Origin of the sequence: Pseudomonas sp. NPDC086251 (assembly GCF_044746405.1) — a bacterium.
Classification (GTDB): Bacteria; Pseudomonadota; Gammaproteobacteria; order Pseudomonadales; family Pseudomonadaceae; genus Aquipseudomonas.
This window is the reverse complement of sequence record NZ_JBIVBY010000012.1, coordinates 134,418-155,198: the sequence shown is the minus strand read 5'-3', so window position 1 is coordinate 155,198 and position 20,781 is coordinate 134,418. Positions and strand designations below refer to the sequence as shown.

Sequence of the window (20,781 nt, the reverse complement as noted above, 5' to 3'; positions counted from 1 at the left end):
GCGTTAACCGGGTTTACGACTGCTGCGCAGCCGAACGCAGCCTTCGGCAGCTGCTACATGGATCGTCTTGATGGCGGAGCTACAGGGGATTCAATGGGCATTCTTGTCCCAGAACCAGTTCCAGATGCCCGGCAATTCAACCGCTTCGGAGCTGTCCTTGACGGTGCGCGCCATGGCCGCGCGTTGCAGCTCGGCCGTGTCATCGTAAAACGGTTTTTGCGCGGTTTTCACGCCCGTCGCCTGAGCGCTGTCGAGGAGGATTTGCAGGTACTCCCGGGTATGCCGGGCGGTGTAGCGATTGAGGTCGTGGAAGGTCACCACCACTGGAATCACCCCGTCCACCACCGGTAGCTCGCCCAGCGCGATGCGTTCGCGTACTTCGGACAGGGTGCGCAGGAAGTGGGCCCGGCGCCGGGGGCTGGCGTTGAAGCCCCAGATCTTGCCGTCATTGGCGCTCAGGTCGGTGAGCAACACATGCAGGCCATGTTGCTGATACGCGGCGAAGGTCCGTTTGTCGTAGTTCCAGAACGGCGGGCGCAGCAGCGTCGTTGGCACGCCGGTGATCGCGGCAATGTCGGCGCTGCCTTTGCTTAGCGCCTGTTCCAGTTCTTCCGGGCTCAGGGAGCGGTGATTGGTGTGCGAGTGGGTGGCCGTGTGGAAACCGAGGATCTGCCCTTGCGCGTGTTCACGGCGCATGACCTCGCGACCAATGTCGCTGTCACCGGCCCGTGGCGCACCGGTCTGCACGAAAAACACCGCTTTGATGTTCGGTTGCACCGGGTTAGTGGCCAGGCTGTCGAGCACCGTCATCGTCGGGTTCCAGAAACTTGACGCACTGGGACCGTCGTCGAAGGTCAGCAGGAAACGGATCGGTGGCTGCGCGCGCAGACGCTGTTCGGTTTGCGGCGTCATGTCGATGGGAGCAGCGATGCAACCCACCAGCCCGACGGCAATGGCGAGCGCAGATAGAATCTTGAACAGCTGTTTCATGGTGTGCCTTGGGCCAGACTGTTGCGCACGCACAGATGTGCGGGCGCAGGTTGGATCAGGGTACACAGTGTTTGGTTCCAGCGCTGCCCGCATTGGGGTTACTCGGTAAAGGACTGCCGGAATGAGCAGTCGATAATCGGCGCAGTGGCCAATTCAGCCCTGCACCGCCAGTCAACAGACTGTTTTCCCGCGCACATCATCCGCTGCGACCGGACTGAGATTTTCTCAGTTTCCCGAGACCAGTTTGAGTCCGATAACCCCGGCCAGAATGACCAGCAGGCAGAAGATTCTCAGCGGCGTCGTCGCATCGCCCAGCAACGCCATGCCCACAATGGCAGTGCCTGCCGCGCCGATTCCGGTCCAGACCGCGTAGGCCGTCCCCACCGGCAGCGTACGAAGCGAAAGTGAAAGCAGAAAGACACTCGATAACCCGGTGGCGGCCGCCAACAGCCCAGGGGTCAAGCGGGTGAAACCTTCGGAACCCTTCATGAAGAAGGCGAAGGCGATTTCGAGAATGCCAGCGATGCCAAGCAGTGCCCATGCCATAGATAAACGTCCCGTTAAGGTGCTCAAGGAAGCGAGCGCCCGCCAATGGACAGGCGCTCGTTGAAGGGTGGGAATTACGCTTTTTCAGCGGCCGCCGGTTTCGAGCGGAACGTCACGCCGAGGCGGTTGAAGGCGTTCATCAAGCTGATGCCGTAGGTGAGGTCGGCGAGTTCTTTATCGCTGAATTCAGCAGCCGCGGCGGCGTAGTCGGCATCGGGCACGCCGGTTTCGGCAACGCGGGTCACGGTTTCCGCCCAGGACAGCGCAACGCGTTCGCGGTGAGTGAAGACGTTGCCGGCGTCGTGCCACACCGGCACCAAGACCAGCTTGTCTATCGCCACACCGAGCTTGAGCAAGTCACGGGAATGCATGTCGATGCAAAAGGCGCAGCCATTGATCTGCGAAACCCGCAGGTACACCAGATCGATCAGTTCTGCGCTAAAGCCGCAGTTCTGCAGATAGACGTACACGCCGCCGAATGCCTTGTAACCTTCCGGTGCAGCGCTGGCGTAGTTAAGACGATTGCTCATGGTGAATCCTTATGTTTGCTGTGTGGAGGACGCTATGGTGCGGCGGCTTGGCCTATGTTAGAAGGTCCATGATCTCTCTTGAGTTCTAGGCCATGACCAAACCTGCCAGCAGCTTTTCGCCCCTCGATCCCTCCTCCACTGAACCGATCTACCGGCAAATCTACTGGCGGTTTCGCGGTGCGATCACGGACGGCGTGCTCACCCCCGGCGACCGTATTCCAGCGGCCCGGGCATTGGCCAAGGAACTCGGGTTGGCGCGCGGCACCATCGACACCGCGTATTCACTGTTGACCGCCGAGGGCTACATCCAGTCGCGTGGCCAGGCCGGCACGGTCGTGGCGCCGGGGATCAACGCCAGGGCTCCCGCAACGCCCAGCGAACACACCTTCAGCCCGGTGAAAAACACTTCCGTCAGGAACAAGGCACCGGTCCTGCCCTTTCAAATGGCCCTGCCCGCGCTGGACGCCTTTCCGAGAAAGATCTGGGCGCAAATCGGCGCGCGCTGCGTGCGTGCCACGCGGATTCCGGACATGGCTAATCCATCGGTCTATGGCCTGGAATCGTTGCGCATTGCGCTCGCCACTTACTTGCAGGTCGCACGCGGCATTACCTGTTCGCCCGCTCAAGTGTTCATCACCTCGGGCTACCGCAACACCCTGGCGCTGATCGCTCACGCCCTGCTCAAACCCGGTGACCGCGTACTCGTCGAAGACCCGGGATACCCGCCGACCCGCGAGCTGCTCGAACACTTACAAATACAGGTGGCCCCGGTTCCTGTGGACCAGGACGGCATGCAGGTTGCGCATGGCGTAAACAGCGCGCCGGACGCCCGCGCCGCCGTCGTCACGCCGGCCCATCAAAGCCCGCTGAGCGTGTCGCTTTCACTGCCGCGTCGCCTGGAACTGCTGGAGTGGGCGAGCCGCGAGCAGGCGTGGATTGTCGAAGACGACTACGACGGCGAGTACCGCTACATCAGCCGTCCGCTGCCCGCGCTCAAGAGCCTGGACCGCGACGGTCGAGTGCTCTACGCCGGCACCTTCAGCAAGGTGCTGTTTCCCGGCATTCGCCTCGCTTACCTGGTGGTGCCCGAGGCGCAGGTCGAGCGCTTCGAACACGTCAGCCAGACTTTTTTGGGCGGTTGCCCGGAACTCACCCAGGCCATCGTCGCCACGTTTCTGACCGAGGGCCATTTCGCTCGGCATATCCAGCGCATGCGCAAACTCTACGGCGAGCGTCGGGAAGCGACCGCGCGAGGGCTGAAGAAAGCCTTGGGCGAGCACATCCGCATTGATGCGCAACCCGGCGGCATGCACCTGATTGTGCGGCTGACGGATCAGCAGTCCGACCGTTCACTGGTCGAGCGCCTGCGCGAAGCCGGCATTTACGCAGAAGCCCTGTCAGGCTGGAGCATCGGTGCCGAAACACACTCCGCGCTGATGCTCGGATTCGCCAACATAGACTCGCAAGACACCGCCGAACAACTGGGAAAACGCATCCTGGCGCTGATGTAAAACCGATCATGGCCCATTACAACACCCGATTCTTGGACCTTTTTCACTGATCCAAGTGACCGCATCATGCAGATCCTGTTTACCCAAGCGCTACAAAGGATCCGTCATGAGCAGTGCAATCATGAACACCCACGTACTCCGTCACGCCAACACCGAGGCTGAAGTGCGGGCGTGTTTTTCGGTCATGCAGCCACTTCGGCCACACCTGCACGACGAGGCGGATTTCACCGCCAGAATCAGTCGGATGCGCGCAGAAAACTACCACCTGCTGGCGGTCTGGCACGGCCCGAACGCCGTTGCACTGGCGGGTTACCGGTTCCAGGAAAACTTGCTGTATGGGCGTTTTCTCTACGTCGATGACCTGGTTGTCAGCCCGGCGCATCGACGTGAGCAATGGGGCGCACGCTTGCTCGAAGAGCTGGAGACCATCGCTCGCACTTCGGGCTGTCGGCAACTGGTGCTGGACACGGCGCTGTCGAACGCTCACGCACAGCGCTTCTATTTCCGTCATGGATTACTGACGAGTGCCATGCGTTTCTACAAAGTCCTGGAGGCGAACCCGACATGAAAATCCTGCGCGTGATTTGCAGCCCGCGAGGCTCATCCTCCGAGAGTTATCGGCTCTCGCAAACCATCATCAACCACTTGATCACTCGCCATCGCGGCAGCGATTTCATCATTGCCGAGCGCGGTGTCGGCGGACTCGCGCATGTCGACGCCGACTATGCAGCGGCTGTGAGCAAACGACGGGATCCCTCCAGCGCCGTGGTCGCCAGTGGCGCCTTGCTTCAATCCGAGCGATTGATTCGAGAGCTGGAAAGCGCGGATTACCTGGTGATCGCGACTCCGATGCACAACATGACCCTCCCTTCAGCGTTGAAAGCCTGGCTCGACCATGTGATTCAAGCAGACCGAACGTTCCGGATTACTCCGCAAGGCAAAATCGCATTGCTGCGCGACCGTCCGGTTTTTGTCGCGATCTCTTCGGGCGGAACGTTCTCCACCGACAACCCATCGCAACCCGACTTCCTGACGCCCTACCTCAGGGCTGCACTGGCGACGATCGGCTTGCTGAACGTGACGTTCTTCTCGGTTGAAGGCACCGCGCAAAAGCCAGACGTCTTGAACGCCACGCGGGAAAGAACGGAACGAGAAACGGCGCTGTACTTTTCGAAGCGGTTGCCGGCAACCGTTTAAAGCATTCAACCCCTCAGCACAATCGACCGGGAAAAATCCGATGCCCACGCCCCTTCCACTGCGCAGTATTGCTGTGTTCTCCGGTTCCAACTACGGCTTCAACCCCGCGTATATCGAAGGCGCCAAGGCGCTGGGACGGGAAATTGCCAAGCGTGGCTTGCGGCTGGTCTACGGCGGCACCGACAAAGGCTTGATGGGCGTGATGGCCGATACCGTGCTCGCCGAGGGCGGTGAGGTCGTCGGCATCATTACGCGCCTGTTGTTCGACCTAGGGCACCTTCATCCGGGACTGACCCGGCATGAAGTGACGCAAGACATGCGCAGCCGAAAGACCCGCATGAGCGACTGCGCCGATGCGTTCATTGCCTTGCCTGGTGGCCTGGGAACCTTTGAAGAGTTGTTTGAAGTGGCGACCTTGACCCAACTGGGCGAACACCACAAAGCCGTCGCCTGCCTGAACATCGGTGAGTTCTTCAACCCGGTTCGCAGCCTGCTCAACCATGCGGTGACGGAAGGCTTCATGAAAACCGAACACAGCGAGATGCTGATCTTCAACACCGACCCGTGTGCGCTGATCGATGCGCTGGAACAGTGGCAGGCGCCCACCGTCACAAAATGGATCGGCACCACGGGGGCGTGAACACGTTTTCGGGCCTTGGCGATGCTGCTCCCAAAAATTGTCGCCAGGGCCCTTTTTTATTGCTGAGCTTCATCCACCGGCACCTGCAACCCGACCTTGACGTTGCTCATCGACACCAGCGTCTTGAAGCGCTTGACGTTGTTGTTCTCGAAAAACAACTCACGCGTCAGCTCGGTGTACTGCTCCATGTTGCGCACCGCCAGCACCAACACAAAGTCCCACTCCCCGGCCACGTAGTAACACTGCTGCACCTGCGGGCAGTTGGCGAAGCTGCGTTTCATAGCATCGAGCAAATCCAGACGCTCACTCTCCACTTCCACCTGGGCGACGATGGTCAGCGGGTAGCCAAGCTTTTCCTGGTCCACCAGCGCCACCGTGCCTTTGATAAAACCCTCACGGGCGAGGCGTTTGAGGCGGCGATTGACCGCGGCCGAAGACAAATTGACCCGCTCGCCCAGCTCGCTTTGGGACAGGCCGGCATCTTGCTGGACGTGCGCGATCAGTTGCAGATCGAAGGCATCGAGGCTCATGGTGAAGGGCTCGCAATAAAATTGATCCAAACCGCGATAGTAAGTAATCAACATGCGATTAATACACGTCATTCGATAAAAAAGTGCGAGGTGCGCGAGATAAAATTTCACTACGCCACTTAAACCCTGGAGCCGACGATGCTGATCGCCAACCCCAACGCCAGCCGCACCGCCTATCCCGAAGACCTCAAGGCGCTCCTGAACATTCAGGCAGCCGCAGAAAGCCGCGCCTGGCTGGCGCACTGGAAAATGCTCAACCGTGCCGGCACGCCACTGTTCAGCCTGCCCGACCTGGCCGCAAACCTGGGTGTCGCCGAACTATTAGTGAAGGATGAATCGAGCCGTTCGGAACTGGGCAGTTTCAAAGCCCTGGGTGCTCCGATCGCACTGGTGCGGCTAATCCTGCGGCGGTTCCCCGAACAACGTTTCGCCCCTCAAGGCCTGCTGACGGGCGAGTACCGCGACGCCCTCGCCGACTTCACGGTGATCAGCGCCACCGACGGCAACCATGGCCGTGCGCTTGCTGCGGCGGCGCACAGTATCGGTTGCCCCTGCGTGATCGTGCTGCATGCCAACGTCAGCCGCGAACGGGAACAAGCTATCGCCGCGTATGGCGCGCGGATTGTGCGGGTCCCCGGCAACTACGACGAATCGGTGGAAGAAGCCGCCGCGCTGGCCATCGAGCACGGCTGGCAGGTGGTGTCCGATACGTCCTACGGGGGCTACGAAGAGATTCCCCGGGACGTGATGCAAGGTTACGGCACCCTTGCCGCGGAAATCATTGAGCAACTGGATGGCCGGACCTTCACGCACGTGTTCCTGCAAGGTGGCGTCGGTGGCCTGGCGGCGGGACTCGCCAGTTATTTCTGGGAGCTGTATGGGCCAGCGCGGCCAACGATGATCGTCGTCGAACCGCAGCAAGCCGATTGCCTGCTGCAAAGCGCCCTCAGCGGCCACGCAGCTAGAACCCACGGCTCGGTGGACTCGGTGATGGCGGGACTGGCCTGCGGTGAAACCTCGCCACTGGCGTGGACATTCCTCCACAACAGCATCGATCAATTCATGACGATTGAGGACCAGGACGCGGTCGACGCCATGCGCATATTGGCGGCCGGCAGTGAGCGCGACATCCCGCTGATTGCCGGTGAATCGGCGGTGGCCGGGCTCGCAGGGTTGATCCAATTGCGCAAGTCGCCACACCTCGCCGCGCAAGTCGGTATTGATGAACACGCTCGGGTTTTGTTGATCAGCACCGAAGGCGCCACAGCCCCTGCGGTGTACAGCGAACTGGTCGGTGAGAGCGCTCAATCCGTGCGGCAACGCCAGCAACGCTGGTCACTCCAGCAGCGAAACCAGACGCGGTTCAATTGAGGTTTCAAGCACCTCGAGCAACGCCAGCGTCACCGGCAACTTGAAGCGCCGCCGCCCGGCGCTGCCGGGATTGAGATAGAGCTGATCACCGCGCCATTCAATGCGCGGCTTGTGCGAATGGCCGGTGATCACCAGCTTAATATTCGCGTCGAGTACTTGCGGGACATCGGCGATGTCATGCACAAGCAACGTCTGCCAGCCGTTGAGATCGAACCGCAAAAGGTCGGCGATATGTTCCGCCCAAGGGGCGCCGAGGTCGTTGTTGCCGCGTACGACGTGCAGCGGGGCGATCGATGCCAGTTGATCGAGAATGTCGAGATTGCCGATGTCTCCCGCATGAATAATCCGCTCACACCCTTTCAGCGCTGCACAGGCTTCGGGGCGGAGCAAACCATGGGTATCGGAAATCACGCCAACGTTCATGCCAGGCTCCGTTCGGGGTATTGATGCGCAACAGCGACTTAAAACGCCCTCCTGGAAGGCGCGTTGATTCCTGCTTCAACTCAAAGACGTGCTACCCAGTACTTACTGATTACAAGCGCATGCCTTTAAACGGGTTCCAACCCTGTTCACCCTTTTGCTGCTTGAGGTAGTACGCATAGTTAGTCGTGAGGGCGTAGGACAGATTGAAAGCGAAACCCACGGCGAAGTTGACCTGTTTGGCAAAGCCGAAATCGACTAGCGCATAGACCGCGTCCAGCGCGAACGTAAGCGCAACCATGATCGCGATCAACGTCAGGTTCTTCTTCCACAGCCCCAGCACGAACAAGTAAATCGGTCCAAAGAAAAACGCAATGATGTTGGCGTTGATGGTTATCTTCTGTTTCCCGGGAAGCTGCTTGAGTGCCTCTTTGTAACCCGGTGCATTGGGCGCGCCGTGGGCATCGAAAAACGCAAACCGCTCCTGCCATTTTGCGCTGTACTTGCTGTTGCCTTGCACTTGATCAGTCGTGTTCATTCGATCAGTCCTTTAGTCCTTGAATGGGGTGTTGCTTCCAGATTTCCTTTGTGTCGCGATGTGTCTTGTGTTCCGGGCTCACCATACCCTCATTTCAGAGGCTGTGTGGTCAATCAAGCAAAACACGATCCTTGTGCATGACCGGTATATCGTTAGTTTCCGAAATTCTAATCCTCGATGGAAATCCGAAGATAGAGTAAAGGCAACCTCACCCTCGAAGGATCGCGCCATGCCATTAACCGTGAAAGAAGTTGTCTGGATAAACGGCGTCGGTGCCGTCGAAGGGTTGGGCGCGGCGCTGGCTCGACGGTTCGCCAAAGGCGGCTTTACGGTCGCGGTGAGCGGTCGCAGCCCGGCCAAGCTTGAAGCTGTTGTGGAGAGCATCCGGGCAGAGGACGGCGAGGCGGTGGCCGTGCCGGCGGACGCAGGCAATGAAGACGACATCCTTGCGGCGATCAAAAACGTGAGGGAGCTGGGTCAACTGCGGGTGGCGATCTTCAATGTCGGTAACTCGGTCGCGGCCCCCAGCCTTGAACTCAGCGCAGACCTGTTCGAGCAAACCTGGCGGGCATCGACCCAGGGCGGATTTCTGTTTGCCAGAGAATCGACCCGTGCGTTGCTTGAAAGCGGCGGCGGTACGTTACTGTTCACGGGAGCCACGGCATCCCTGAGAGGCAAGCCGCCGTTCACGGCGTTTGCGGCGGCGAAGGCCGGGCTGCGCTCGTTGAGCCAGTCCTTCGCCCGTGAGTTCGGCCCGCAAAATGTGCACGTCGCGCACGTGGTGATCGACGGCAGCATCAACGGCGAACGCCTACGCAGCCATGCTCCCCAGCGCCTTGAGCAACTGGGCGCCGAGGGTTCATTGCAGCTTGAGGACATCGCCGAAGCGTACTGGTATCTGCATTCACAACCGCGCAGCGCGTGGACCCAGGAACTGGATTTGCGACCCTTCAAGGAAGCGTTCTGAAGTGCCCTGCCCTGCTACGGCGCGGCATTGAATGGCGCGTGTTGGTGCCCTTCGCCGATTAGAGGGGTGACCGTTTCTGCCACTCATTTCAAGGACGGAAGACATGTCGAGACTGAAGAACAAATACGCACTCATCACCGGCGGTACTTCCGGCATTGGTCTGGAAACCGCGCGCCAGTTTTTGGCTGAAGGCGCAACGGTCGCAATCACCGGTCGCAGCGAAAGCGCCTTGTCGGCTGCCAGGCGCGAGCTGGGCGGTGCAGTGCTGGCGATTCAAAGCGACGCCGGTGATGTGGCTGATCAGCAGGCCCTGGCACGCCAACTCGCAGGCGTGTGGCCTCGGCTTGATGTGCTGTTCGTCAACGCCGGTGACGTCACCCATCGTTCGATCGAGGATTGGGACGAAGCGACATGGGATCACCTCATGCACACCAACCTCAAGGGACCTTTTTTCCTGATCCAGGCCCTGACGCCCTTACTGTCAAACCCTTCGTCGGTGATTCTTTGCGGATCCGTCAGCGCAAGGATCGGCCTCGCACAGAGCAGTGCCTATGCGGCGAGCAAGGCCGGTCTGCTTTCCCTCGCACGGACCCTCTCGGGCGAGCTCATTGAACGTGGCATCCGCGTCAACGGGCTAAGCCCGGGGCCCACTGAAACAGCGGCCTTGAGCAAGCTCGGGTTGCCCGCCGCAGAGCAGGAAGCCTTGCGCGAGAGAATCCGCGAACTGGTTCCCATCGGACGCCTGGGAACGCCATGGGAACTGGCCAAAGCCGCTGTCTACCTGGCCTCTGACGAGTCGACGTTCGTCGTTGGGACAGAGTTGCTGGTGGACGGCGGCGTCGGCAATTTATAAGCGACCGATTGACCGTCAGACGCCAGCCTTGGCCAGCATCGACTGCAACAGCACATTGGCGCCGGCCGTGGCCCAGTGGGGATGAATGTCCTCAGCTTCGTTATGGCTGAGGCCGTCCACGCAAGGCACAAAGATCATTGAGGTCGGGGCGACGCGGTTCAGGTAGCAGGCATCATGCCCGGCACCCGAAATCATCGGTCGATGGCTGTAACCCAAGGCTTCGCTGGCCGCACGCACGGCCTCGACGCAGCCGCTGTCGAAGGCAATCGGCGCGTACTGGAAGATCTGCTTGACGCTCTGTTGCAAACCCATCTGCCCTGCAATCCGCTCCACTGCCTCGCGCAACTGCGCATCCTGCCGAGCCAGTACCGATTCATCCGGGTGGCGGAACTCGACACTGAAGAACACGCGCCCGGGCACCACATTACGGGAGTTGGGAAAGATATTCGCCATGCCCACCGTGGCCCGACCTTCCGCGCCCTGCTCCAGGCCCAGCTGATTGACCGCCTCCACCACCCGGGCGAAACCGAGCAAGGCATCCAGTCGATGATCCATGGGCGTGGTGCCGGCGTGAGCACTGCGGCCGATCAATTCGACTTCATACCAACGCTGGCCCTGAGCCCCGGTGACTACGCCGATGGTCACGTCCTGCGCTTCGAGGATCGGGCCCTGCTCGATATGCAGTTCAAATGCCGCATGCACCGCCTGGCCGCCTACCGGATGCACGCCGGCATAGCCGATCTGTTCCAGCGCCTGGCCGATACTGACGCCCTCGGCATCGGTCCGCGACAGTCCGTAGCCCAGATCAAACACGCCGGCGTAGACACCGGAAGCGATCATCGCCGGGGCAAACCGTGAGCCTTCTTCATTGGTCCAGTTAACCACTTCGATGGGCCGTTCGGTCTCGATCTCAAGGTCGTTCAAGGTGCGCACTACTTCCAGTCCGGCCAGCACGCCGTAGATGCCGTCGAACTTGCCGCCCGCCGGTTGGGAGTCGCCATGGGAGCCGGTCAACACCGGGGCCAACTGGTCGTTGCGCCCGGCACGTCGGGCAAAGATATTGCCCATGGCATCGACCCGAACAGTGCAACCGGCCGCTTCAGCCCAGGCCACAAACAGGTCTCGGCCACAGCGGTCCTCGTCAGTCAGCGCCAACCGCGAGACGCCACCCTTGGCGGTGGCACCGATCTGCGCCATCTCCATCAGCGAATCCCAGAGGCGCTGACCGTTGACCCGCGCCAAGGCGCTCACGAACGTGGCTCCTGCGGCTTGTCCTGGGACTTGGCCCGGTAACGGAAATCACAGCGCGGCGCCCCGCTCATGATGGTCTGGGTACGGGTCAATTCGATGTCCGGGTTGTAGCCGACGATGAACAACTCATCGCGGTTGCACGACAGCAGGTGACCAATCTCGCCCAGCCCCATCTCGTGGTACATCTCGGCATACCGGCAACGTTTGACGTCGTAATCGTAATGGTCGGCGTCACTGGCAATGATCTCGACTTTCAGCGCATCGTCCTTTTCCCAGAGCACCTGTAGTTCTACGAAGCTCTTGAGGTCGGCGCCGTTTTCTTCCAGGGCGGCAAAATGTCGGCCCGCCTGGATCGCCGCATTACCCACGGCTTCGCCGATCACCGCAGCAGCCTGTTGCTTGCCGTGCTCGCGCACCAGAATGTCGTAGATGGGTTTGATGATTTCGGCTTCAATCCGCCGCCGGGCCAGAATGCCCAGTTCACCTTCGAGTTTGCTCATTGTGTGCCTCCACCTGCTTCACGGAAGAGAAACACTAAGTTTTTATTCTATTTTCATCAACTATCAGAAAGTCATAGGGTTGCTTGAAACGATATAAGCGCTATAAGTGCCATATAAATGGCATATACGACACTTTACGCATTGAAAAACTCGGTATTTAATTCAATACATGAATAATTTAGAACAATTAGATAACGACCCACCCCTGCGTGCCGTCCGCACGTTCGAAGCCTTTGCTCGTCATGGAGGGGTGAATGCCGCTGCCCGCGAGCTGGATGTCTCGCCGTCGGCGGTGAGCCATCAACTGCACTTGCTGGAAAGCTTCCTCCAGCAACCCTTGACCTTGCGTCAGGGGCGCAACCTGATCCTCACCGAAGAAGGTCGCGAGTATTACCGCGCCATCCGCTCGGCCTTCGCCGTGCTGCGCAGTGCCACCGAACATGTGCGTGAGAAAAGCGCCACGCGCCAAGTCACGATCAGCCTGATTCCCCTGTTCGGGATCAATCTGTTCATCCCGCGCCTGGCGGAGTTCCTGAGGGATAATCCGGAACTGGACATCAACGTCACCTACGCCAACCACCGCAACTACCCCAGCGACGCCGCTGACCTGTCCATCCGGTTCGGCACCGGTCACTGGCCGGGTTATCACAGTGAGCCGTTGATCTGCGGAGCGGTCACACCTTATTGCAGCCCAACGTTTCTCCAACAGTACGGCCCCATTGATTCGCCTCAGGCCCTGAGTGAACTGCCGTTGCTGCACGACGAAGAACGCGGCACCTGGGGCCAATGGTTCCAGGCGGCGGACGTGCATCACGCCAGCGCGCTGAACGGCCTGCTGCTGGAAGATGGTCAACTGGCCCTGACCGCGACCCTGACCGGCCTCGGTTGCGCATTACTGCGAGCGCCATTGGTGGCCCCCCATGTCGCCAGTGGCGAACTGGTGAAACTGTTTGATCTGGAGGTGGATGACGGTCGCCAGTACTACCTGTGTCGCCGAGCCAACAGCGAACTCTCCGCCGTGGGTGCGCGTCTTCATGAATGGATCAGACAAAGCCTGGTTTGCGAGTCGATGCGATGACCGCTGGCGGCCATCGCCAATCCCCCTCTTCCAGAGGACTCAGAGCCGAGCGGGAGACACGATGATTTTCACGTTGTGCTCCTTGTTGTTCACCAACTCTTCGAAGCCCCGGCCGACAATCTCTTCCAGTTGAATGCGCCCGGTCACCAGCGGCGTAATGTCCAGTCGGCCATCGGCGATAAAGGCGATCACGTCAGCGAATTCGCCGTTGTAGGCCAGTGAACCGATGACCTGTTTTTCAGTGGCCACCAGCTCGAAGAAGTTGAACTCGCTGGGCTCCTCGAAGATGCCCACCATCACACACTTGCCGGCCTTGCGGATGAGGTCGATGGCGAACTTGGCCGTGTGTTTATTACCGATGCATTCGAAGCTGACATCGGCCCCGAGCCCACCCGTCAGGCGTCGCACCTCAGCCAGCGCGTCGCATTCATTGGGGTCGAGCACATGGCTGGCCCCCACTTCCAGGGCCTTGGCCTTGCGCGCGCCGGACATTTCCAGGGCGATGACCTGCGCTGCACCCGCCGCCTTGGCGCACATGATGGTGCACAGGCCAATGGTGCCCGCGCCAACCACCACCACATTTTGCCCCAGCAGACTGCCGGCCTTTTTTACCGCGTGCATGCCCACCGCCAAAGGCTCGATCAGCGCCCCGGCTTCGGCGGGAAAGTTGGCCGGCAACTTGTACAGCAGGTTGGCCGGCACGTTGACCAGCTCGGCAAACGCGCCGTTGTTCATCAGCCCGGTGAAGGCCAGGTTCTCGCAAATGTTGTACAAGCCGTGCGTGCAGTAATAACAGGTGCCGCAGTGCTGGCAGGCATCGGCGGCCACCGGCTCACCCACACTGAAACCCTCGACACCGGCCCCGATCTCGACGATCTCGCCACAGAACTCATGACCGAGAATGCACTGCCCCTTGATCCCGGTCAGCGGGTGCGGCGCGTCCACCGGAATGAACACCGGTCCGGCCACGTACTCATGCAAATCGGACCCGCAGATCCCGCACCACTGCACGCGAATCTGCACCCAGCCTGCCGGTGGCGATATCGGCAGCGGAACGTCCTCGACGCGGATGTCATTACGGCCATGCCAGACGGCGGCACGCATGCCGCGCGACGGATTGATTGAAAGGCTCATGCTGGAATCTCCTTGAAAAAGTTGGCCCGGCAGCCCGCAAGAGACCGCCGGGAGCGCATCAGTGCTGCTGCACAAAGTCCAGGATCAGCCGATTGACCTGCTCGGCCGCCTCCATCTGCACCATGTGCGCCTGGCCTGGCAGGATCTCGACCCGGGCCTTCAGCCCAGCGCTGTGGGCCGCAGGAATGATCGCGTCGTCGCTGCCCCAGATCAGCAATACCGGCTGCTGGCCTTCCTGCACCACATGGCGCAAATCCAGCTGTTGCCGGCCATCGGTGAACAGCCCCGAAACCAGCGTCCTCAATGCCGCGTCCACGCCTTCCAGGCGCTTGTACTTGAGCATGTCTTCAAGCATTTGCCGGTTGACCAATTCAGCATTGGAGAACAGCTGCACCAGTTGCGGCTTGAGCGCGTTGCGATTGGCCGCGTCGACAAAACCTTGCAGGTAGTCACCGTTGATGTCCGGCCCCAGGCCAGCGCTGCCGATCAGGGTCAGGGAACACACGCGGTGGGGTGCCAGGCGCGCCGCGTTCAGCGAGACGGCACCGCCCATGGAATGCCCCACCAGATGCGCCGCAGGAATATCCAGATGATCGAGCAGCGCCAGCAGCACTTCGCTCAGCTCATTGAGGTCACCGCGCTGCAGTTGCTTGCTCGACTCGCCATGGCCCGGCAGGTCAAGCGCGATCACGCGGCGCCCGGCCGCCAAGGCTTCATGGTTGAACAACCAGTTGTTCAGATCGCCGCCAAAGCCGTGCACCAGCACCAACGGCACCCCGCCTTCGCCGCGCTCGAAGTAACGGATCACCCGCCCCTCCAGCTCGACCTTTTGCGGCTTCGGCCCGCTGTCTTCCTCCGTGCCATCGCCGGGCACAAACGCTGCCTGGAACTGCTCGACCACCGCATCGATCTCCGCCTCGCTGGCGTCGCCCTCGACCACGATGCCCAGCAAGGCACCGACGGCGAGGGTTTCATCCTGGCGCGCGATCTGACGGCGCAGCACCCCGGAAAACGGCGCCTCGACGCTGCTGGAGATCTTGTCGGTGTCCACGTCCAGCACTTCATCGCCCTTGGTGATCGCCTGCCCTTCTTCCTTGAGCCAGACATCGACCCGGCCTTCGGTCATGGACAGGCCCCACTTGGGCATGGTCAGGGTATGGATCTGGCTCATGAACGCTTGCTCCACTCGATCAGTTTGAGCACGGCATTTTCGATCTTCGCCGCTTCAGGGATGTAGAGGTCTTCGAGGGCGTCGGAGAACGGCACCGGCGTGTGCGGCGCAGTGACCATTTCGATCGGTGCCTTGAGCGAGGCAAAGGCTTTTTGCGCCACCAGTGCCGAGATGTCGGTGGCCATCGAGCAGCGTGGATTGGCTTCGTCGATCACCACCAGGCGCCCGGTTTTCTCCACGCTTTCGAGGATGCTGTCTTCGTCCAGCGGGCTGGTGGTGCGCAAGTCGATGACCTCGCAGTCGATGCCGCGCCCGGCCAGGCTGCGGGCGGCGTCCATTGCGGTGTTGACCGTGCGCCCGTAGGACACCAGGGTCACGTCCTTGCCATCGCGCAGGAAGTTGGCTTCGCCGAACGGGATGGTATAGAGCTCTTCCGGCACTTCGCCTTGCATGCTGTAGAGCATTTTGTGTTCGCAGAAGATCACCGGATCGTTGTCGCGGATGGCCTGGATCAACAGCCCCTTGGCGTCATAAGGCGACGACGGACAGACCACTTTCAACCCCGGAATATGCGTCCACAGCGACGTGAGCATTTGCGAGTGCTGGGCGGCAGCGCGCAGCCCGGCGCCGACCATGGTGCGGATCACTAGTGGCGTAGAGGCCTTGCCGCCGAACATGTAGCGAAACTTCGCCGCCTGATTGAGGATCTGGTCCAGGCAGCATCCGGCGAAGTCGACGAACATCAGTTCACACACCGGACGCACGCCACACGTGGCGGCACCGACTGCGGCGCCGACATAACCCAACTCCGACAACGGCGTGTCCAGCACTCGGCCGGGGAATTGGTGATAAAGGCCCTTGGTCACGCCCAGCACGCCGCCCCAGGCGTCGTTTTCACCGGGGGCACCGGCACCGCCAGCGACGTCTTCACCCATGATGAACACGCTGGGGTCGCGGCGCATTTCCTGGGCCAGGGCTTCGTTGATTGCCTGCTGATAACTGATTTTTCTCGCCATGATAAAGGTCTCGATTGTTGTTATAGGGGGCGATCAGGGATAGGACACGTAGACGTCGGTGAGCAGGTCGGCCGCGCTCGGCTTGGGGTCGGACTTGGCCTTGCGCACGGCGTTTTCGATCAGCAGCTCCACGTCACTGTCGATCTGGTCCAACTGGCTGGCATCGACCAGGCCGGTGCGGGTGGTTCGCTCGCGGAACTGCATCAGGCAGTCATTGTTCTCGCGGAAATACTTGACCTCGTCCGGTGCCCGATAGGTTTGGGCGTCGCCCTCGAAGTGCCCGTAATAGCGAGTCAGCTTGACCTCGATCAACGACGGTCCTTCGCCGGCTCGGGCGCGCTCCACGGCAGCACCGGCGGCTTCGTGCACGGCGAAAAAGTCAAAGCCGTCGACCGTGACGCCGGGCATGCCGAAACCGGCCGCGCGGTCGGCGATGTGATCACAGGCCACCGACCAATTGGACGCTGTGGCCTCGGCGTAACCATTGTTCTCGGCAATGAAAATGCACGGCAGGTTCCACACCGAGGCCATGTTCATCGCTTCGAACACCGCGCCTTCGTTGGAGCCACCATCACCGAAGAACACCACGGCAACGCTGTCGGTGCCCTTGAGTTTGGCGGCCAGTGCCGCGCCGACCACCAGCGGCGCACCAGCACCGACGATGCCGTTGGCGCCGAGCATGCCCTTCTCGAAATCGGCGATGTGCATGGAGCCGCCCTTGCCCTGGCAGACCCCGGTTTTCTTGCCGTAGATCTCGGCCATCATCCCGTACACATCGACGCCCTTGGCGATGCAATGACCATGGCCGCGGTGGTTGGACGCGATGCAATCGTCATCGCCCAGGTGGGCCATGACACCGGCGGCCGAGGCCTCTTCACCGGCATACAGGTGGACGAAACCGGGGATCTCGCCGGTGGCGAATTCCACGTGCAGGCGCTCTTCAAAGACGCGGATAGTGCGCATCACCCGGTAGGCATGCAGCAATTGATCAGCGGTCAGCTGTGTCGACATTTTTATTCTCCAGGGTGTCTTGAGGCTCAAGTTTCAAGGTGCAAGGTTCAAAGGGTGTTGCGGGTGTTCGCGACCGATGGCCAGCAGCCGTTGTTGCGCGGCATAGGCCAGTGCCGCATTGACATCGATGCTCAGCGGGCCGCCGGCATCGAGGGTCACCGTGGGCCGATCATCGGCGTTGAATTCGATTTCGCGCTCGCCATCCAGGGCCAGGGTGCCGCTGCTCAGGCACAGACTGTGGGCGACGCCGGGTTCGAGACTGCCGGCGGCGAGCACGCCGCAGCCTTGCAACAGGCCGGGCGCGAGTGGCACCAGCAAGGCTTCGGGGGATTGCGGGTCAAGGCGCATCCAGGCGCCGCCCGGTGCCTGGCGCGACACCGGAAACCACAAGCCGCACAGGGCCGAAATGCCGATGGACTGGGGTTCGGCAAAGGTCACGAACACTTCGGCCAGATCGATTCCGCGGCTGATGGCGCGGGCACCGATAAAGGGCAGCGAAGACACCGCGACGTCCACCAGCGCCACTTCGCACAGGTCGCGTCGGGGGACGTTCACCAGCAGACGTTTGTTGCGGCGCAAGGCGATCTCGGGCGGGATTCGTCCGCTGGCGAATAGCCCGCCAGCCAGCCCGGCGCTGGTGGCTTCACGCAGTTCCGGGAAGGCGTTGTTGGTGCCGGTGGACAAGGTCAGCAGCGGGATGTCGCCGACCTCCGCCGCCACCGCTTTGTGGGTGCCGTCACCGCCGAGCACGGCAATCAGCGAGACACCGCGCTCAGCCATCCAGCGTGCGGCCTGGCGCGTATCCACCACGCTCTGGCGCAAGCGCAGATCGAGGAACTCCAGGGTTGGCCAGTGGCTGTCGCGAGCCTGGCGGCAATGACTGTTTTTCAATACCGCTGCGGCAATGCCGGTCATGTCGGTGGGCATCAGCACCCGCTCGACACCGGTGGCGCCAAACGCCGCCAGCAGCCGCTGGATCACCGACACCTTGTCAGTGCTGGAAAACAGCCCGGCATTGGCGGTCAGGCGCCGAACGTCCCGGCCGGACGCCGGGTTGGCAATGATGCCAACGGTCAGGGGCAAGCGACTCATGTCGCCACCGCTGATAGAACAGGGAAAGAGCCTCGGCAGGAGGACATGGGGCACCTCTTTTTATTATTTGGGTTGCCAGTCGCACTGGTTACGAGAGCTAGAGCAAGGCCGGTGCCAGTTCCGTAAAAAATCGCCTGAACCCCTGTTCCAGAGCGGTCGCTGTCTGACTTTAAGGTGATGGGCTGCACATTCGGCTGAGACGTTCCATGTCAGCCTGCACGGGTGGGCGCTGAGACCTTGAGACGTTGCGTCTCACCGTCGCCGGGGCTGAACCGACGCTTGTCGACCGTCCATGAACGGCGCTTAATAGCCGCACAACTAAAAGAAGCTGGACCCGGAGGCCTTAATGCTTTCCGCACACTCGAAGGCGCACGTGGATTGCGTCAGCCGTGTTTTGAAAAATGCCGGACACCTGCCGCAGCTACCGGTGTCGGATTTGATTCTCGACTCCTGGCGCCGCTCCATGGAGCAACACCATCTGGACCCCGGCTCACTGCAAGGGCCACGGATTCTTTCGCAGAACGTGCTGCAGGAATGCCGCGAGCGTTCCGAGCTGTTCCTGAGCATTGCCAGCGAAGAAGTCGCCCGCCTCCACGGTCGTGTGCGCGATGCCGACTACTGCGTGCTGCTCACCGACGCCCAGGGCCAGACCATCGACTACCGGGTGGAAAGCGCCATCCGCAACGACTGTCGCAAAGCCGGCCTGTACCTCGGCACTTGCTGGTCGGAAGGTGAAGAAGGCACTTGTGGCGTGGCCGCAGTGCTGACCGCGCGCGCACCGGTCACCGTGCACAAGCGCGATCACTTCCGCGCCGCGTTTATCGGCCTCACCTGTTCGGCCGCGCCGGTCTTCGATCCCCGGGGCGAACTGCTCGGGGTGCTCGACGTGTCCGCCGTGCGCTCCCCGGACGACCGCCGCTCGCAACACCTGATCCGGCAGATGGTGGTGCAGAGTGCGCGGGAAATAGAACAGGCGTTTTTCATGAGCAGTGCCCAGGGTTACTGGGTGCTGCGGGCGCACAACAGCCCCGGCTATGTCGACAGCCAACCCGATTACCTGCTCGCCTGGGACGATGACGGCCGGCTGCAAGCGCTCAATCCCGCCGCGCGGCACTGGCTGCTGCAAAGCTTCGGCCAGTTGCCGGAACACATCGGCCAGGTGTTCGATCAGCAAGTGTTGCATCGGGCCCGTGACGAGTCGCTGTGCATGCTTCACGGCATGGGGAGCCGAGCGCAATTGCATGGACGACTGCGCGCGCCACGGCGGGTGAAACGCAACCCGACACGCCTGGTGCTGACACCCGCCGAACTCGACCCGCGGCTGGAAGAAAGCCTGCGCCTGGCCGTGCGCGTGAAGGATCGCAACCTGCCGGTGCTGATCCAGGGTGAGACCGGCTCCGGCAAGGAAGTTTTCGCCCGCCAGTTGCACCAGGCCAGTCAGCGCCGTGAGCGGCCGTTCATTGCGGTGAACTGCGCGGCGATCCCGGAAAACCTGATCGAAAGCGAGCTGTTTGGGTATGTCGCTGGCGCCTTCACCGGCGCTTCGAGCAAAGGCATGCAAGGCCTGCTGGAACAGGCCGATGGCGGCACCTTGTTTCTCGATGAAATCGGCGACATGCCCCTGCCCCTGCAAACCCGCTTGTTGCGGGTGCTGGCCGAGGGCGAAGTGGCGCCGCTGGGGGCGTCACGGAGCAAGGCGATAGACCTTCAGGTCGTCTGTGCAAGCCACCGCGACCTGGAAGCGCTGGTGACGTCTGGCACGTTTCGCGAGGACCTGTATTTTCGCCTCAGCGGCGCGCGCTTCCAGTTGCCGCCGCTGCGCGAACGCAGTGACCGGCTGGCCTTGATCAACCGGATCCTCGAAGAGGAATCGTTGGCTTGCGGGGTGTCGATACACCTGGGAAGCGCGGCGCTGGAGTGCCTGCTCGGCTACCGCTGGCCCGGCAATGTGCGCGAGTTGCGCCACGCCCTGCGTTACGCCTGCGCGGTGTGCGAAGGCAATTTGATTGTGCTGAGTGACTTGCCTGAGCAACTGCTCGGACACGGGTTCAATGATTCGACTGACGCCGTGGAACGCTGCGCCAGCCCGGAACGCCAGGCACTCATCGATGCCCTCGTGCGTCATCGCTGGAAACCCACCGCGGCAGCCAAGGCCTTGGGCATCTCCCGGGCAACACTGTATCGACGGGTGCACCAGCATGCCATCGACATGCCGGGCAGAGGCCAAACGTAAAAGCTGTAGGAGCGAGCTTGCTCGCGATGGACCTGAGGGCGACGCGTTTATCCAGCACGCACGCGTTATCGTTAACGCCCATCGCGAGCAAGCTCGCTCCTACAACGGCCGGTTTTTTTGTGCGCGAGTTTGTCTGGTTGCAGGGATAATCATCCGACCCGACCTCAATCACGCTTCAGGCAAACGAACGCTCACCCCATGA

At 61.3% G+C, this 20,781-nt stretch carries 22 protein-coding genes; 9 read left to right on the top strand and 13 right to left on the bottom strand.

Annotation, left to right across the window (positions count from 1 at the left end; translation table 11 throughout):
* Window positions 1-90: 90 nt before the first annotated feature.
* The 3 genes from ACIPL2_RS16395 to ACIPL2_RS16385 form a co-directional block, all read right to left on the bottom strand.
* On the bottom strand, window positions 91-990 hold the full coding sequence (locus ACIPL2_RS16395) for a polysaccharide deacetylase family protein (protein WP_401357907.1): 900 nt from the start codon (window positions 988-990) through the stop codon (window positions 91-93).
* A gap of 225 nt (window positions 991-1,215) precedes the next feature.
* The gene (locus ACIPL2_RS16390) at window positions 1,216-1,536 is read right to left on the bottom strand and encodes a DMT family transporter (protein ID WP_401357906.1); all 321 of its coding nucleotides are present in this window, start codon (window positions 1,534-1,536) and stop codon (window positions 1,216-1,218) included.
* A 74-nt stretch (window positions 1,537-1,610) separates the two neighbouring features.
* Window positions 1,611-2,066: a carboxymuconolactone decarboxylase family protein gene (locus ACIPL2_RS16385; RefSeq protein WP_401357904.1), complete on the bottom strand. Its 456-nt coding sequence runs from the start codon at window positions 2,064-2,066 to the stop codon at window positions 1,611-1,613.
* Window positions 2,067-2,158: 92 nt separating this feature from the next.
* Here ACIPL2_RS16385 and ACIPL2_RS16380 point away from each other — a divergent pair, with 92 nt between their 5' ends.
* The 4 genes from ACIPL2_RS16380 (at window position 2,159) to ACIPL2_RS16365 (ending at window position 5,414) form a co-directional block, all read left to right on the top strand.
* Window positions 2,159-3,577 (top strand): PLP-dependent aminotransferase family protein, encoded by a 1,419-nt coding sequence (locus ACIPL2_RS16380; RefSeq protein ID WP_401357902.1) that lies wholly within the window; start codon window positions 2,159-2,161, stop codon window positions 3,575-3,577.
* A 106-nt stretch (window positions 3,578-3,683) separates the two neighbouring features.
* On the top strand, window positions 3,684-4,145 hold the full coding sequence (locus ACIPL2_RS16375) for a GNAT family N-acetyltransferase (protein ID WP_401357901.1): 462 nt from the start codon (window positions 3,684-3,686) through the stop codon (window positions 4,143-4,145).
* On the top strand, window positions 4,142-4,774 hold the full coding sequence (locus ACIPL2_RS16370; RefSeq protein ID WP_401357899.1) for an FMN-dependent NADH-azoreductase: 633 nt from the start codon (window positions 4,142-4,144) through the stop codon (window positions 4,772-4,774). Before ACIPL2_RS16375 ends, ACIPL2_RS16370 begins: the two co-directional genes overlap by 4 nt.
* A gap of 40 nt (window positions 4,775-4,814) precedes the next feature.
* Complete coding sequence (locus ACIPL2_RS16365; protein ID WP_401357897.1) at window positions 4,815-5,414, top strand: TIGR00730 family Rossman fold protein; 600 nt, start codon at window positions 4,815-4,817, stop codon at window positions 5,412-5,414.
* Between the two features lie 56 nt (window positions 5,415-5,470).
* On the opposite strand, the gene ACIPL2_RS16360 is transcribed toward ACIPL2_RS16365, so the two are convergent.
* Window positions 5,471-5,944, bottom strand: coding sequence for an Lrp/AsnC family transcriptional regulator (locus tag ACIPL2_RS16360; protein WP_401357896.1), 474 nt, complete (start codon window positions 5,942-5,944; stop codon window positions 5,471-5,473).
* Window positions 5,945-6,082: 138 nt separating this feature from the next.
* Here ACIPL2_RS16360 and ACIPL2_RS16355 point away from each other — a divergent pair, with 138 nt between their 5' ends.
* Window positions 6,083-7,315, top strand: coding sequence for a diaminopropionate ammonia-lyase (locus ACIPL2_RS16355; RefSeq protein ID WP_401357894.1), 1,233 nt, complete (start codon window positions 6,083-6,085; stop codon window positions 7,313-7,315).
* On the opposite strand, the gene ACIPL2_RS16350 is transcribed toward ACIPL2_RS16355, so the two are convergent.
* A complete protein-coding gene (locus tag ACIPL2_RS16350; protein ID WP_401357893.1) occupies window positions 7,280-7,738 on the bottom strand; it encodes a metallophosphoesterase family protein in 459 nt (152 codons plus the stop codon). The two genes, ACIPL2_RS16355 and ACIPL2_RS16350, sit on opposite strands and share 36 nt — an antisense overlap.
* Window positions 7,739-7,847: 109 nt before the next feature.
* Window positions 7,848-8,273: a DUF2628 domain-containing protein gene (locus ACIPL2_RS16345; RefSeq protein WP_401357891.1), complete on the bottom strand. Its 426-nt coding sequence runs from the start codon at window positions 8,271-8,273 to the stop codon at window positions 7,848-7,850.
* Window positions 8,274-8,502: 229 nt separating this feature from the next.
* Here ACIPL2_RS16345 and ACIPL2_RS16340 point away from each other — a divergent pair, with 229 nt between their 5' ends.
* Both ACIPL2_RS16340 and ACIPL2_RS16335 read left to right on the top strand, forming a co-directional pair.
* Window positions 8,503-9,240 (top strand): SDR family NAD(P)-dependent oxidoreductase, encoded by a 738-nt coding sequence (locus ACIPL2_RS16340; protein WP_401357890.1) that lies wholly within the window; start codon window positions 8,503-8,505, stop codon window positions 9,238-9,240.
* A 103-nt stretch (window positions 9,241-9,343) separates the two neighbouring features.
* The gene (locus ACIPL2_RS16335) at window positions 9,344-10,093 is read left to right on the top strand and encodes an SDR family oxidoreductase (protein WP_401357889.1); all 750 of its coding nucleotides are present in this window, start codon (window positions 9,344-9,346) and stop codon (window positions 10,091-10,093) included.
* A 15-nt stretch (window positions 10,094-10,108) separates the two neighbouring features.
* Here the strand turns inward: ACIPL2_RS16335 and ACIPL2_RS16330 are convergent, their stop codons facing one another.
* Both ACIPL2_RS16330 and ACIPL2_RS16325 read right to left on the bottom strand, forming a co-directional pair.
* Entirely contained in the window at window positions 10,109-11,344 is a 1,236-nt protein-coding gene (locus ACIPL2_RS16330; RefSeq protein ID WP_401357888.1) for a Zn-dependent hydrolase, read from the bottom strand.
* Window positions 11,341-11,844, bottom strand: coding sequence for an L-2-amino-thiazoline-4-carboxylic acid hydrolase (locus ACIPL2_RS16325; RefSeq protein ID WP_401357887.1), 504 nt, complete (start codon window positions 11,842-11,844; stop codon window positions 11,341-11,343). The genes ACIPL2_RS16330 and ACIPL2_RS16325 overlap by 4 nt, the downstream gene beginning before the upstream one ends.
* A 169-nt stretch (window positions 11,845-12,013) precedes the next feature.
* Between ACIPL2_RS16325 and ACIPL2_RS16320 the strand changes: the two genes are divergently transcribed.
* Window positions 12,014-12,922: a LysR substrate-binding domain-containing protein gene (locus ACIPL2_RS16320; protein ID WP_401357886.1), complete on the top strand. Its 909-nt coding sequence runs from the start codon at window positions 12,014-12,016 to the stop codon at window positions 12,920-12,922.
* Between the two features lie 39 nt (window positions 12,923-12,961).
* On the opposite strand, the gene ACIPL2_RS16315 is transcribed toward ACIPL2_RS16320, so the two are convergent.
* From ACIPL2_RS16315 to ACIPL2_RS16295, 5 genes are all read right to left on the bottom strand, one after another.
* Window positions 12,962-14,026 carry a 2,3-butanediol dehydrogenase gene (locus ACIPL2_RS16315; RefSeq protein WP_401357980.1) on the bottom strand — a complete coding sequence of 355 codons (1,065 nt, stop codon included), beginning with the start codon at window positions 14,024-14,026 and terminating at the stop codon, window positions 12,962-12,964.
* Between the two features lie 88 nt (window positions 14,027-14,114).
* Window positions 14,115-15,227: an acetoin dehydrogenase dihydrolipoyllysine-residue acetyltransferase subunit gene (locus ACIPL2_RS16310; protein WP_401357884.1), complete on the bottom strand. Its 1,113-nt coding sequence runs from the start codon at window positions 15,225-15,227 to the stop codon at window positions 14,115-14,117.
* Window positions 15,224-16,243: an alpha-ketoacid dehydrogenase subunit beta gene (locus ACIPL2_RS16305; protein ID WP_401357882.1), complete on the bottom strand. Its 1,020-nt coding sequence runs from the start codon at window positions 16,241-16,243 to the stop codon at window positions 15,224-15,226. The genes ACIPL2_RS16310 and ACIPL2_RS16305 overlap by 4 nt, the downstream gene beginning before the upstream one ends.
* Before the next feature lie 33 nt (window positions 16,244-16,276).
* Entirely contained in the window at window positions 16,277-17,254 is a 978-nt protein-coding gene (locus tag ACIPL2_RS16300; RefSeq protein ID WP_401357881.1) for a thiamine pyrophosphate-dependent dehydrogenase E1 component subunit alpha, read from the bottom strand.
* Window positions 17,255-17,287: 33 nt separating this feature from the next.
* Window positions 17,288-18,346 carry an ATP-NAD kinase family protein gene (locus ACIPL2_RS16295; protein ID WP_401357880.1) on the bottom strand — a complete coding sequence of 353 codons (1,059 nt, stop codon included), beginning with the start codon at window positions 18,344-18,346 and terminating at the stop codon, window positions 17,288-17,290.
* A 346-nt stretch (window positions 18,347-18,692) separates the two neighbouring features.
* Here ACIPL2_RS16295 and ACIPL2_RS16290 point away from each other — a divergent pair, with 346 nt between their 5' ends.
* Complete coding sequence (locus ACIPL2_RS16290) at window positions 18,693-20,579, top strand: sigma-54-dependent Fis family transcriptional regulator (protein WP_401357878.1); 1,887 nt, start codon at window positions 18,693-18,695, stop codon at window positions 20,577-20,579.
* The last annotated feature ends 202 nt before the right edge of the window (window positions 20,580-20,781 follow it).

Coding starts and splice junctions, on each gene's coding strand:
- ACIPL2_RS16395 (WP_401357907.1), bottom strand. CDS start 990: ATGAAACAGCTGTTCAAGATTCTATCTGCGCTCGCCATTGCCGTCGGG.
- ACIPL2_RS16390 (WP_401357906.1), bottom strand. CDS start 1,536: ATGGCATGGGCACTGCTTGGCATCGCTGGCATTCTCGAAATCGCCTTC.
- ACIPL2_RS16385 (WP_401357904.1), bottom strand. CDS start 2,066: ATGAGCAATCGTCTTAACTACGCCAGCGCTGCACCGGAAGGTTACAAG.
- ACIPL2_RS16380 (WP_401357902.1), top strand. CDS start 2,159: ATGACCAAACCTGCCAGCAGCTTTTCGCCCCTCGATCCCTCCTCCACT.
- ACIPL2_RS16375 (WP_401357901.1), top strand. CDS start 3,684: ATGAGCAGTGCAATCATGAACACCCACGTACTCCGTCACGCCAACACC.
- ACIPL2_RS16370 (WP_401357899.1), top strand. CDS start 4,142: ATGAAAATCCTGCGCGTGATTTGCAGCCCGCGAGGCTCATCCTCCGAG.
- ACIPL2_RS16365 (WP_401357897.1), top strand. CDS start 4,815: ATGCCCACGCCCCTTCCACTGCGCAGTATTGCTGTGTTCTCCGGTTCC.
- ACIPL2_RS16360 (WP_401357896.1), bottom strand. CDS start 5,944: ATGAGCCTCGATGCCTTCGATCTGCAACTGATCGCGCACGTCCAGCAA.
- ACIPL2_RS16355 (WP_401357894.1), top strand. CDS start 6,083: ATGCTGATCGCCAACCCCAACGCCAGCCGCACCGCCTATCCCGAAGAC.
- ACIPL2_RS16350 (WP_401357893.1), bottom strand. CDS start 7,738: ATGAACGTTGGCGTGATTTCCGATACCCATGGTTTGCTCCGCCCCGAA.
- ACIPL2_RS16345 (WP_401357891.1), bottom strand. CDS start 8,273: ATGAACACGACTGATCAAGTGCAAGGCAACAGCAAGTACAGCGCAAAA.
- ACIPL2_RS16340 (WP_401357890.1), top strand. CDS start 8,503: ATGCCATTAACCGTGAAAGAAGTTGTCTGGATAAACGGCGTCGGTGCC.
- ACIPL2_RS16335 (WP_401357889.1), top strand. CDS start 9,344: ATGTCGAGACTGAAGAACAAATACGCACTCATCACCGGCGGTACTTCC.
- ACIPL2_RS16325 (WP_401357887.1), bottom strand. CDS start 11,844: ATGAGCAAACTCGAAGGTGAACTGGGCATTCTGGCCCGGCGGCGGATT.
- ACIPL2_RS16320 (WP_401357886.1), top strand. CDS start 12,014: ATGAATAATTTAGAACAATTAGATAACGACCCACCCCTGCGTGCCGTC.
- ACIPL2_RS16315 (WP_401357980.1), bottom strand. CDS start 14,026: ATGCGTGCCGCCGTCTGGCATGGCCGTAATGACATCCGCGTCGAGGAC.
- ACIPL2_RS16310 (WP_401357884.1), bottom strand. CDS start 15,227: ATGAGCCAGATCCATACCCTGACCATGCCCAAGTGGGGCCTGTCCATG.
- ACIPL2_RS16305 (WP_401357882.1), bottom strand. CDS start 16,243: ATGGCGAGAAAAATCAGTTATCAGCAGGCAATCAACGAAGCCCTGGCC.
- ACIPL2_RS16300 (WP_401357881.1), bottom strand. CDS start 17,254: ATGTCGACACAGCTGACCGCTGATCAATTGCTGCATGCCTACCGGGTG.
- ACIPL2_RS16295 (WP_401357880.1), bottom strand. CDS start 18,346: ATGAGTCGCTTGCCCCTGACCGTTGGCATCATTGCCAACCCGGCGTCC.
- ACIPL2_RS16290 (WP_401357878.1), top strand. CDS start 18,693: ATGCTTTCCGCACACTCGAAGGCGCACGTGGATTGCGTCAGCCGTGTT.